The organism is Lactiplantibacillus dongliensis (assembly GCF_005405105.1).
Lineage (GTDB): Bacteria > Bacillota > Bacilli > Lactobacillales > Lactobacillaceae > Lactiplantibacillus > Lactiplantibacillus dongliensis.
Genome location: NZ_BJDK01000033.1, coordinates 1 through 12552, shown reverse-complemented (window position 1 = coordinate 12552; position 12552 = coordinate 1). Strand labels below are relative to the sequence as shown.

At 44.0% G+C, this 12552-nt stretch carries 11 protein-coding genes; 1 reads left to right on the top strand and 10 read right to left on the bottom strand.

The annotated features are described in order from the left end of the window. Nucleotides 1-15: 15 nt before the first annotated feature. The 4 genes from FFM80_RS11445 to FFM80_RS11430 all read right to left on the bottom strand — a co-directional run bounded on the left by FFM80_RS11445 (nucleotide 16) and on the right by FFM80_RS11430 (nucleotide 5516). A complete protein-coding gene (locus FFM80_RS11445; protein WP_137640921.1) occupies nucleotides 16-387 on the bottom strand; it encodes a cupredoxin domain-containing protein in 372 nt (123 codons plus the stop codon). A 150-nt stretch (nucleotides 388-537) separates the two neighbouring features. Continuing rightward, the gene (locus tag FFM80_RS11440) at nucleotides 538-3681 is read right to left on the bottom strand and encodes a mucin-binding protein (RefSeq protein ID WP_137640920.1); all 3144 of its coding nucleotides are present in this window, start codon (nucleotides 3679-3681) and stop codon (nucleotides 538-540) included. A 183-nt stretch (nucleotides 3682-3864) separates the two neighbouring features. Continuing rightward, nucleotides 3865-4437: an NADPH-dependent F420 reductase gene (locus tag FFM80_RS11435; RefSeq protein WP_137640919.1), complete on the bottom strand. Its 573-nt coding sequence runs from the start codon at nucleotides 4435-4437 to the stop codon at nucleotides 3865-3867. Between the two features lie 83 nt (nucleotides 4438-4520). Then, nucleotides 4521-5516 (bottom strand): hypothetical protein, encoded by a 996-nt coding sequence (locus FFM80_RS11430; protein ID WP_137640918.1) that lies wholly within the window; start codon nucleotides 5514-5516, stop codon nucleotides 4521-4523. Nucleotides 5517-5881: 365 nt separating this feature from the next. Here FFM80_RS11430 and FFM80_RS11425 point away from each other — a divergent pair, with 365 nt between their 5' ends. After that, a complete protein-coding gene (locus tag FFM80_RS11425) occupies nucleotides 5882-6367 on the top strand; it encodes a transglycosylase SLT domain-containing protein (RefSeq protein ID WP_137640917.1) in 486 nt (161 codons plus the stop codon). 170 nt (nucleotides 6368-6537) lie between these two features. On the opposite strand, the gene FFM80_RS11420 is transcribed toward FFM80_RS11425, so the two are convergent. The 6 genes from FFM80_RS11420 to FFM80_RS11395 all read right to left on the bottom strand — a co-directional run bounded on the left by FFM80_RS11420 (nucleotide 6538) and on the right by FFM80_RS11395 (nucleotide 12104). Continuing rightward, nucleotides 6538-7566: a WxLIP family cell surface protein gene (locus FFM80_RS11420; protein WP_137640916.1), complete on the bottom strand. Its 1029-nt coding sequence runs from the start codon at nucleotides 7564-7566 to the stop codon at nucleotides 6538-6540. A 75-nt stretch (nucleotides 7567-7641) separates the two neighbouring features. Then, a complete protein-coding gene (locus FFM80_RS11415; protein WP_137640915.1) occupies nucleotides 7642-8202 on the bottom strand; it encodes a hypothetical protein in 561 nt (186 codons plus the stop codon). Nucleotides 8203-8335: 133 nt separating this feature from the next. Beyond that, the gene (locus FFM80_RS11410; protein ID WP_137640914.1) at nucleotides 8336-9451 is read right to left on the bottom strand and encodes a WxL domain-containing protein; all 1116 of its coding nucleotides are present in this window, start codon (nucleotides 9449-9451) and stop codon (nucleotides 8336-8338) included. A gap of 515 nt (nucleotides 9452-9966) precedes the next feature. Beyond that, nucleotides 9967-11022 carry a WxLIP family cell surface protein gene (locus tag FFM80_RS11405; protein ID WP_137640913.1) on the bottom strand — a complete coding sequence of 352 codons (1056 nt, stop codon included), beginning with the start codon at nucleotides 11020-11022 and terminating at the stop codon, nucleotides 9967-9969. Nucleotides 11023-11091: 69 nt separating this feature from the next. Next, nucleotides 11092-11712 (bottom strand): WxL domain-containing protein, encoded by a 621-nt coding sequence (locus tag FFM80_RS11400; RefSeq protein WP_137640912.1) that lies wholly within the window; start codon nucleotides 11710-11712, stop codon nucleotides 11092-11094. Beyond that, complete coding sequence (locus FFM80_RS11395; protein WP_137640911.1) at nucleotides 11709-12104, bottom strand: EF2685/EF0750 family sortase-dependent surface protein; 396 nt, start codon at nucleotides 12102-12104, stop codon at nucleotides 11709-11711. The genes FFM80_RS11400 and FFM80_RS11395 overlap by 4 nt, the downstream gene beginning before the upstream one ends. Between the last annotated feature and the right edge of the window lie 448 nt (nucleotides 12105-12552).

Sequence of the window (12552 nt, the reverse complement as noted above, 5' to 3'; positions counted from 1 at the left end):
ATAATAGCCTCCGTTTTACTTAATGATTAACTTGCCGTGAAACATATCCATGCCACAAGCCCATTCGTATTCGCCGGGCTTGCTCGTATCAATCTGAACTGTTTCCGCTTGATTCTGCGGTAATGCTCGGTTAATCCCAAAATCACTGAAGACCACGTGATCCAAACAACTGGACGCATCTTTACGCGTAAAGTTCAGAACTGCGGGCACCCCTTGTTTTAAAACAACATTTTCTGGTGAATAACCCCCGCTGACTTCGATATCGACACTTTGTTGATGATCGGTCACAGTCGCGTCGACACTAGCTACGGCATGTTTGCCGAAGAACCACCAAAGAATGAACCCGATAATCGCCAACCCACCAATCAACACTAAAATTTTTGTCATTTGAAACCAACCTCTCTCTTTAGCCTGTTTATTTTTATGATTACACTTGTAAACCTCAAAAACCAGTTTAGTCTTATCGTTTACATTTGTCAACGATAAGATTCAACCCAAATTAAAAGTGCCCACCCGCAGATGGACACTGACTAGTTATTAATGACGCCGGCGATACACAAAGCCACCGACTAGCGCTGATAACCACAGACCAATTAGTGGTAACCAATGACCTGTCCTAGACTCATCCGTCTGGGGCAGCTGCGATGCTGGATGCGTGACTAACGGTCGCAGGACTGGCTGACTAGGTTGTAACTGGTCACCTTGTCCCACCATTGCCGTTTCAATGGGTGCGGTGGCAGTCGGCTTAACAGCTGGTCGATGGGTGCCATGTGCTGGCCGTTCATCGGTCCCCGTCGTCAAATGATCACCTTCTGAATCAGTCACTGCAGACCCATTATCAACTGGCATATAAATAACGGTTAGGTCACGATCCGCTTGCTCGGCAGTAATCCCGGTTTCAGCCGCCACGACCGGCTGTTGCGCTTTGTAACCCTTAATCATTGGTGAGACTTGGGCTGGGAACGTGGTTTCAGTTCCGGTCCAAGCTTGCCAAGTTGTATTCCCCGTGACCAAATCTTGTCGTCCGGTACGTTGAAAACTTAACGTGGTCTGCCGCAGCGGTGCGGCCACGGCCCCATTGGTATAGGTATAATGAATCGTTTGCGTCACGGTTTTAGTGTCAGTCACTGAATTGTGACGGTGGGCTAGTTGCACTAAATACGTTTGGGGCTCAGTCCCGAACGTGACATCATTAGTTGGATAGGTACTGCTGACAATGCGATAACCCTGTTGCTTATATTTGTCCAGCTGTGCAGCTAATTGATAATTACTAGTACTACCAAACTTGCCGGTTAAATTAACGGTTTGTAAGATTTTATCCGCCGTCATATCACGATAAATCACGCGAATCGGTCCCACGGCCAACGGATGGTAAGTCACGGTCAATTCACGATTACGCGTCGTTGGCGTGATTCCCGTCTGCGCCGCCACTTTAAGTTGGTCAGCTTGATAACCTGCAATCATTGGCGACACTTTAGCCGGCAAGTTAATAGTTGCTGGTGTCCAGGCGCCCCAACTCACTTGCTTCGTCACTAAGTCCTGCCGACCCTGGCGCTGGAAAGTCAGTTGCGTCACTACATCGGCCGCAGCTTGCTTGCCAGTGGCATAACGATAATGAATCGTTTGGGTAAAGACATGTTGTTGCGACGTTTGCACCCGTTGATGTTTAAAGTGGATTGTCACAACTTGATTGTTCTTGCCGAATTGGAGTTGGCCAGTTGGATACGTCCCGACTAATTGGTAACCTTGTTTATGTTGTTGCTGAACAATCGTTTGAATCTGATAATCGCTAGTATTGGCTGGTAATCCGCTCAATGTATCAGTTTTCAGCGTTTTATTGGTATCATCATCCACATAATTAATCGTAACTTTAGTCGGATTCTGCCGATACGTGAGAATCACAGTCATCGTTTGTTCCGCATATGTGCCCGTTAATTGACCCGGCACTACTTGATACGTATAGCCAGCAATTTCTGGCGCAGTTAACTTAAATTGATGACCAACCTGACCGGTAAACTCATCAGGTTGGTGTAACTCACGTCCTTCGGTATCTTGATAACGGACTGTTAAAGTGCCCATTACCGCCCGATACGTGAAGGTGATTGTTTGGGCGTCTTCGCCATACGTCCCTTTCACAACACTATCTGGTCCAACCAGCTGATAACCAACGAATTCTTTAGCGGCCACCTGATAGTCATCATCAATCACGCCACTCAATTTCTCAGCATCCGCAATGGCATGCCCAGCTTCATCGACATAGTTCACCGTAACCGGCGCGCCTAAGTTATAGTACGGTGTATAGATAGTGACTAATGGCGTCCCCTCACCATCTTCGTCGATTTCGCCATGGGCATCAAAAAATGTCGCGACTAAATACATATAGAACTTTCGCGGATAGGTCGTTTCACCTTCGTCTTCATCGCCATCAAGGAAGATTTGATCATCGATTTTATGGAAAGTGATTTGATCGCCGTTCAATGTATAACCGCCACCAGAAGCCGTATAGTATTTGTAGATTGGTTCCCCTTTAGCTGTAAAACCGACCATATTAAAAAACTCATGATATTGTCCGGCTTCCACATTACCTAAAGTTACCCCTTGAGGCGCTTTAATTGGATTATGCATGGTATATTCATGATTAATCGGAATATAGGCCATTGGATTCTCTATGATTTGGCCTTCATACTTCAGATCTGCATATTGACCTAGCTTTAAAGTCGATAAATCAACAATCTGGTTATAACGAATGTCTAGATTCTTGATTTGAGTCAGTCCCGTAATCGGGGTAATATCACTAATCCGGTTCAACTCTAAGCCCAAATCGGTTAGCTTGGTCAAGCCTTGGAGTGGCGTAATATCGGTAATGTCCCCATACACTGACCCCGGATTAAAGTTAAGATTATTACCTAAATGCAAATTCGTTAGGTTGGTAGCGTACTCTAAGCCAGCCAAGGAAAAGGACTGTTGACCATCAATATGCGTACCAAATTCCCACTTTTTGCCATCAATCGTCGTCCAATTATTCGTATCAAACGTTGTTAATCTTGCCAAACTTTCCTTCGTGATATCACTGACTTGATGCCAGTTTTCATCTGGAAAGGCGACGGCTAAATTAACTAACACGATTTGTTGTAGCTGTTTATTCGGCATCCAAGCATCAATGGATTCGGCCGGCGTCACCGCTTTCGCTTTTACAACTGGTACTACCGACTTCGTAGGTGCTACCGAAGTTGCCGCGGATTCCGCAACACTTGAACTGGATGTCGCCTGACTAGTTACCGCCGACGATACCTGCGTCCCGGCGGTTGCGGACATCGTGTCGTCCGCCGATGTAGCCATTGACTGTTCCGAATCTGCAGACGCGCCAGCACTCGTCGCGGATGTTGCCGATTCAGCTGACTCCACAGTGACTGCTGTCGCACTAGTCGGCGTGTCTACTTCTGGAACCAGTTGGTTTGATGGCAGCACTTGACTCGTCCCAGCCATTGACATCGACGTGGCTTCAGCGGGCTTAACTGTTTCTGCGACTACTGCCACAGATTTCCCAACTGTCGTTGCCGCTTGCGCTTGATACGTCCACCCGCCAAACACTAACGCTGACGAAAGCACACCCAACATCAACCATTTCTTATCAGCATTATACATAACACCAGTATCTCTAAAACAACTTACCTTTAACACAATTCTCTCCCCCAAAGTATTTTTTATTAAACAGCTTTCCCCAAAACTAATATACCTGTCTAATGAGTTTATTATAAATTTACCGTGCAAAAATTACTAGCCCCCAAACGACATTATTTGTCGTCAAAAAAATACCGATCGCCATGAGTTGCCCACTGCAATCGGTATTGCTTAAAAACTAATTTACTTCATAACACCAAAGCCGCCAGTCCAGCCAATCTTTTCTTTAGCAGCCAATGTCATCTGTAAGAAACCTAAACTTTCCAATTCACGTGCCCGTTTCAATGAACCGGCATCAACAAAGGCCACGCCACTATCGGTTAAAGCATCGGCTAAAACTGCCTTAGCATCGTCCGCATCACTAGCGGCCATCACTGTCGTTTGCGCATCGCCAACCTTACGACTTTGTAAGGTTGCGGCAAAAGTCGTGTTAAACGCCTTAACCACTTTTGACTCTGGTAATAAAGCGGCAATTTCAGCGGCGGCTGAACTATCAGCTGGCACCACTAAGGCATCCCAAGTGTCAAAGTTCAATGGATTGGTAATATCCACGACGACTTTGTGCGCTAACGCGGCTTGGTTGGCTTTGGCAATGCTAATTGCGGCGGGATAAGGAACCGCTAGTACTACAATGTCGCCAAGATCAGTGACGGCATCGCTGTGACCTAAATAAGTCACTTGATTGCCACCCTGCTTGAAGACATCACCAATTGCTTGACCCATGTTACCTTTACCGAAAATCGTTACTGCTGCCATCTGACAAACCCCCTGATTAATAAATTTATTTATAGTGTTACTTTCAACATACGGGTTTTAGTTAAAAAGGTCAACTAATTAGCTCAGAAGCTCCAAGCTTTTCCCGGGTGCATCTTTTTAATCATATATTGATAGCCTCTCTGCGTCATAAAAGCAGTCGTCAACTGACCGAGCTTCACTTTGGTCTGGTAATACGGCGTATAGGCCGGCACCAAGCCATGCAAAGCGGTCTTATCACCAGTCGGATCGTTGAACCGATAGAGTTGGATCTGATGTTGGCCATCTTCCTTGACTAAGTAGTAAAAGCTAACGCCATCATCCTCAGAATCCTGCATCAACACGTACCACGTCACCGTCTGATCGTGAATCACATGATATGTGTAGCGACTACCCGTATCCAAATCCTTGTTAGTGATATCGTTATAATACATTGAAAAAAGCGTCATCTTCGCCCGCGATGATAGCCGTTGCGACCCCACCGCCAAGCGTTGAATCTGCCGTACATTTTGATTAGCCGCAGAAACTTTCGTGACGACTTTCGTTCGTTGAACCGCCTCATTATTCTGAACCAGGCCCAACATTAAGAGGGCCCCAAGAATCGCCGCAATCAAAAACAAACCATTCAAGACTTTAAAGTATCGCAATTCTTGATCCGCAAAATGTTTTGGCGTAACGGATAAAGATGCGGTTGCCGGTTGATCCGGGACCACTGTCGTTGCCAAAAGCTGTCGATTCAACAACATGTTGCAACTGACAAAAACGACACTACCGATTAGTAGTCCAACCATGCCCACAATCACTACCGGCGTTGGCGCAGGCGTCACGATCCACGGCAACCCGATACTAATTATGACCACAATTAAGCCGACTCGTTCCAACCGCATCAGCCAGCGTAACCGCGGTGACTGCTTAATTTCGGTCCGATAAAAGAAGCGCCGACTAGCCCGAATTTGTTGTGGCAACATTGTGCGGTGATAGTGTTGCCGATCACTAATAATTTGTTGCTTCAATCGCGCAAACCGCCATGCCAATACCAGTCCAACCAGTACGACGAGAATTAGCCCAATCTTTATGCCCACGATTTAGCCCCCCTATGACTTGCTTAATAGCCTAAGTTTACGGCTTTTACGGCTGGCATACAAACGACCTTACCCTTTCTTAACCCCACTTTCAAATGTACAGCTTAGCTAGTTTTGTCATATTTCCATCACCCAATACTTTCATCGACACCATTATCCAACAGCACGTTTCCACAACTCCCCGGTCACCGCCAACAATAGCGACAAATCTCAACTCATCATCAAGCTGCCATCTAGACCGGAACTTTTTAACGCGTTTGACACACAGTTGTAACTTAGCCACGCTAAACTCAGTCCCAATCGATTAACTAAAAACTCGAGTGCAATTAACTCAGACACAGAATCATAGAATAGGAGTTCTACCATTGAAAAAATTATTACGCAATCTCTTAACCACGTCCGCCATCGCCACCGGCTTAGTTGTTGTCAGTGGGCTATCCGCTAACGCCGATACCACGACTGCCCCTAGCCAACCAACTTATACGGCACATCAATCTCAGCGGTATGGTTATCGTCAAGCACCAACAACTAGTTATGCGACAGCGACATCAACAACGGCCACAATTAGTACAAGTTCAAACAGTAGTACCGGTTCATCATCAAGTTACACCGGCACAAACCTAAAAAGCTATGTGTTAAGTCAAATGGCTTCACGGACTGGCGTTTCGGAAGCTACTTGGAATACCATTATTACCCGCGAATCTAACTGGGAACCTTATGTTGTAAATAGTTCTAGCGGTGCTTATGGCCTATTCCAGAATATGCATATTAGTAGTGGCTCGGTAGAAGCACAAGTGGATGCCGCCGTCAGTTTGTATGAGGTGCAAGGGATGAGTGCTTGGGGTTATTAAGGATTAGCTGAAATATGATTAGAACCCACTGAATTCACATCTCTGAATTTGGCAGGCTTTTTGCAGCAAAAAAGCGATACTAAGTAAATCCTCAGTATCGCAATTATGTGGTGATGAATCTCTTACTGCTTCTCATTCAATTCAAGCCTTCTTTTATCTCATTTTAAGTCTTATTTAGCTGCACGTCGGTTACGATAAATCATCCAGAATAACGCACTGGCTAAAGCAGCAATTGCGGCGATTAAGCTACCAATTAACCACCAGTTAGTTGTTTCAGCAGTATCTGCTTCAAGCACCGTCTTCGTCAATGACTCAGCCTTGGCGGGGGTAATCGTGAAGTTCTTCTTAAAGTTCCACTTATACTTGCCTTGTTCCGAATCAGCTTTGACATGCATCGTATACTTACCGGCCGCCAACTTTTTGGTCCCATCGCCTAATGCAAAGTGGAAATTACTGTTAGGTGCCATCCGCATATCCTTTCGAGTCGTCTTTAACAACTTTTTATTGCTACCAGCTTTGGTAAGGTAGCTGGTCACTTTTAAGTCATTCATGATAACGGCCCGCGGATTCTGAAGTTGGGCAGTAATGTAGTTATAATTGTCAATTTTTTGCGGTCCAACTGACAGTAAATTCATGGTTGGTTTGACTGTCTGCTTGGTTTGTTCACGCAATTGCAACGGGATGCTATAAGCAAATTGGTTTCTAACAACTACACCTTTCTTAGTATTATCTTTGTCATCGATTACATGTTGCTTAATCACAATACCCCCTAAAGCAGTACCTTTAAGCAACCCGGTTGGCATTTCTACCTTGATTGGGATACGTTTACTTGTTTTAGCTGCTACTGAAACCTTTTTTTTATTACTTGTTGATTCCTGAATATTAAAACCCAGTGACGTATCAATTTCTGGATTTTCATTGGTATAGTCAATGTTTCCACCATTACTAGTAGTTGCAAGATTTACATTAACATCATATTTTCTTCTAACTTTATCACCATTATTAATCTTAATATATATAACTTGTTTCTGACCAGATTTCATTTTAAGGTCAAAGTAGCTAGTATTATTTTTAACCTGATTAGTTGGTAACTCAGGTTGTACAAAAAATTCATTTTTTTCTGCATTAGCCGAAGCTGTGAGACTTAAACAACTCAGCCCGACGAGTAATCCTAAAATCCAACCTGACTTTTTAATCATAAATTACCTCCTTTTAATTCTGTAATATCACATTTCTGAGCCAACTCAAATTTTTCAACCAATCTAAAACAAATATCAGCGACTTAAATTCCAAGTTAATGTAGATGTATATTTTCCTGAAGGTGTCCACGGTTGAATTGTAATTTTAGGGTTTTTATATGTTTGATAAAAATCCCCCGCTGCATACTTAGGACTGTCACTCGTTCCTATACTTTTAAACAAAACTCTACCCCCTGTGGCTTCCCAATTTAATGGACGCAATACCGAAGACAGATCGCTGATCTGACTGCTGCTGTTTGACTCCCCTGGCTCAAATTTCAGTGTATTAGCTGAAATCATACCTCTGTCACTTTTAAAATCTGTGACTTTCATAGTAACCTCCCAATAATGATCCTCTTTAGTATTAAGAACATGTAGTTGTCCAGGCATTTTACCATCAGCAGTTGTCAGACCGTCACTGGATTCAACCGTATTGAATTCAATTTTGGGAACTTCTTTTAAAGACAACTCATTACTACTACTTCCTGTAACATTAATAACTGCCTCACTACTATCTTCCAATTTAGCCTGACTAATAACTGGCATAAACAACATTGCTGACATACCAAGCGTTATTAAACTCAATTGTTTTTTCATAGTCTTATCCTCCCATTTCTAAGCGACTGATTTCAATTCTTCTTAATTAGCATTTCTAATTAAAATAACACCGATCATCACCACCTTTAATATGTGCTTATTATGCATTTGTCCATATCGATCAAATAAAAATTCAAGGTCTCATTTTCAACTCCCAAGTTAACTGGGAATTATACTCACCTGTTGGTGCCAAGCCTCGTAACTTGATACCAAATGCGTCAGCCGCATAATTTACTGTAAACGTCCCGGTCGTCCCAACACCTGCTTTTAATGCCGTCCCACCTTTAACTAGATTACCAACCGATTGCGCTACCGGAAGCTTACTATTATCACCACCGCTGACAGTTTGACCGCTCGCATTTAGATTTAATATGGCACCATCTAAGGTTTGCCCTTTAGCATCCTTAAACCCATTGGCACTAACCGTGACCATCCAGCCAGCTTTCTTTTGACTGTTAACAACCTTTAAGCTACCAGTAGCCTTGGCGTTATGACTTTGACCAGCGGCAACGGTCCCAAAACTGACACTTGGTACACTAACTAAAGCTAACTTGCCATCGGAATCTTTCTTATCCGCTTTGTCTTTGTCGTCCTCAGCTTTAGTTTTATCTACGTCCTCGTCTTCCGTCTTTTCATCGTCAGATTTGGTTGCGTCTGTCTTCTGAGTCTCAGCGTCTTCTTCGGCCTTAGCTTCATTCTCTGCTTGGGCTTCTTTCGCTTTATCCTCACTCTCGTTCTTAGCGTTTTCTTCGGCTTCCTTTTTCTTGATTGCGCTTTCATCTTTAGCTTTATCAGCTACCACTTGAGCTTCTTCCTCAGCCTTGGCCTTGCTTTCAGCCTTAGCTTGTTCTTCAGCTTGTTTCTTTTCTTCCGCCAGTCGCTCAGCTTCTTCTTTCTGCTTCTTTTCTTCTTCAGCCTTGCGTTCCTGTTCTTCACGCTCTTTTCGTTCCTGCGCTTCTTTTTCCTTTTGGGCTTGCGCTTCCTGTTCCTTGCGTTCTTGCTCTTCTTTCTCCTGTCGTTCTTTTTCTTCGCGCTCTTTTCGTTCTTGCTCTTCTCTTTCCTTTTTGGCCTTTTCTTCTTGTTCTTTGCGTTCCTGCTCTTCCTTTTCGGCCGCTACTCGTGCCTCGGCATCTGCCTGTGCTTGCACACTAGTCGTTGCTTCGACTCGTGGTGTTTTCACTCGCTCAGTCACGGGCGCTACCGACAATGTAATCGCACTTAGCGCGGCAATGATTAGCTGTCTTTTCATCAGGGCTGCCTCCTCATTGGGGGTTGTCCAGCGTTACAGTCGTCATTTTTCTGGTCGTTTTTTCAGTAGCACTTATCTTGATCACCATTTAATTTAGTGTCTTATCGCCTCCTGTTCACATTAGTCATCAGAATGAAATAACTTAAATCTAATTGACTTGATAACTTTATGTCGTGTAATAAACTTAACAAATTGATATTCAGCTGACAAAAGATACGCTCATGTTTTTTTACTGATCACGAACATCATGTTAAGAATCTTGCTATAAACCGGTTTAGACTAGTATTTTAGCTCAACGAAAAAACAGTGCTCTAACTCAATACTTAAGTACGACCAATATTAAGCCAGTCATTATTTCAGACCCAGTTAGATTTTTACAACAGCTTTCTCGATTGACTTAACCCCAGTCAGGCTATTTGACCATTAACCTAATCGACAACAAAAAAGTCGCTAACGATTGGCTAAAAATGCCAAATCGTTAACGACTTTCCAAAAATTCTAATTTTCAACACTGCTTAATCCTTGTGCTGGTCTTTTTGTTCCTGCAATTGTTGTTCCAAATCCTTAATCTTGCGTTGTTTTCGGTAGATATACCAAATAATCAACAAGAGTAATAAGAGAATCAACACCCCAATCACAATCCATAGCCACCAATTCGTCTGCTGATCAATTACGGCGGTCTGATTCAAGTTCTTCGCCTGATCACCCGTAATTGTAAAGTCTTTAGTGAACGTCCAGTGTTGCTTCTTCGAAGCCACACTGACTTTAGCCGTATATTTACCCGGCTTTAACGCTTGCTTGCCTAACTTCAATGGCAACTCGTAGACCGAACTTGGCGCCATCTGACCATGTTCATTCTTTTGTTGGTATACGACTTTACTGCCAGCCTGATGATAAATCTTCACGCTAGTCTTTAATTGATTCAAGAACGCGGCGGTATGATTTTCCAGCGCCAGTGTAATCTGGTTATAGTGATTACTCTGACTGCCTTTAATCGCCCCCAACGTCAACTTGTTTTTCGTGAGGTCTTTTTTGCCATGCAAAACGACCGCAATGGTATACGAATATTGGTTTTTAATCGCGACCGAAGACTTATTCTGTGATTTATCGGCCTTCTTCAAGAAGGTCAAGCCACCAACTAACACGCCGTTATAGGCTGTTTGAGGCATCTGCACTTTGAAGTGAACGACCTTACTAGCGCCTTTTTTAAGCTTCAATTGCGTTGTCTTAGTCGTCACTACTTGCTCAAAGTGCGCCGGTAGATCGATACTTTTATCGGCCGGAATATGCTTATATTCGACCGCCGCATTCAAGTTCGTCGTGGCTTTAGCAATCGACGGGTAAATCGTAATGGCCGTTTTACTCGTGTTCGTCACCTTGACCGCCAACGTCTGCGTCTGTTTCGGCTTCAACTTCAAGTCAAAGTACGCGACCGATTGATCAACTTGCGCTTTTGAGGCGACCGGCGCAACTTCAAAGCCGACCGTATTCGCCGAAGCGTGTAAGCCCGTCCCTAATCCTAGTAAGCCGATCAATAAACCTAATCCTAACCATTGCCATCGTTTGGCCATGCCAATTCCTCCCCTTAATTCGGAAAATCGGCCGTTTGTGGGCACGCGTTATTTTCCTTAAATTTTTGTCTAGCTATTGCTTGGCGTTGCTGCTAATTCCCAAGTCAATGTCGTATTGTAGGCTTCCGATACTTTAGCAGTACTGGTTGGCACCGCTAATGTTGACGCTGAAATATTGTCAACTGATGTCCCGTTACCGGTTCCGCTAGCGGCCGTCATAATCGGGGTCGTCGTCCCAGTCGCAGTTGTGCCCGGTGTTAAAGCTACGCCGGTATTCACTTTCGCATCCGCGCCCGTTGAAGAATTAGTGGTATCCAAGACCCCGTTCAAGGTAATCACGGCGCCAGTCAATTCTTTCTTACTAGTGGCACTCGTGAATTGCGTCCCTTGTGACACGGCTAAGGACCAACCAGCGGCAGTCCCTCGTAAATCTTCGACGGAAACTTTGGCACTAGCATTGGTATTATCATAAGTCCCCGTATCACTCGTCGAAATATCATGCGTCCCAAAATTCAAGTCAGCCGCGCTCGTCCCAGTTGACGTATCTCCATTATCAATCGTGATCGAGCCCCCTTGGAAAGTCACTTCGCCATTGGAGGTTTGTGGGGCATCCTCTGCGGCGTTAGCGGTCACTGCCGCCCCGGCAAGTAATGAGACTGAGAGCATAAGTCCTAAGAGTGTTTTTTTCATGATTGTGTTCCCCTTTTCCTAAGTTTAAAGTTGATTAACAGTATTAAAATCATCACGCCTAACCCAACTAACCACATCGTCCATTGCTCACTAGTCTGTGGCAGCCAGCCGGTTATCCCTGCAGGTTGCGTGGTGGTGGTCGAATTAGTCGGCGCAATCACTTTACTAATGACGCGTGACTTTTTAGTGGTCTGAGTTGATTTGGACGTTGCCTTAACATGCAGTTGGTCACCGGCGTGAGTCGTCGTTGTGGCGGACGTTTTGGACCGATAAAAGCGCACCGTTGCTTGACTATCAGTCCGATTAGCCGCTTGCACGGTACTGTTCAACCAACAGCCCCACGCAAATAACGCACCAGCACCTAAGATCATAACCATCGTTTTCTTGTGCATCACCACCAACTCCTCTACCAATATTCTGATGGTGTAAGTTTGTGTGGAGCCTTGTCCTGATTAATTACTCAGCTACCCGCCACAGCAAAAAACAACTTGGTGTTTGGTCACCTAGTTGCCAAACTATACAATGAATATACCTAACCATGTAGCAGGTATCAACTAATTGCACTTTATTTTATAAAATTATTTGTTTAAATATAAATTAACACCCCAGGAAAGCGTTTTGTTTGGATTTAAATTGTATAAAATAAAGTTTAATACTATTTTATCGTCACATATTTGTTATCGTGTTTAAGCAATTTAACCGTTTTATTCCAGCGTGTACTTTGACAATTAGTTCAAAATATGGCCAAACAAAAAGATTGGATGGCTATACTCCTCTATGGGTAGACAAGCAAATAATTAAAGCTTGTTTACTTAGAGAGGAGTTTTTGTATGGGGAGAA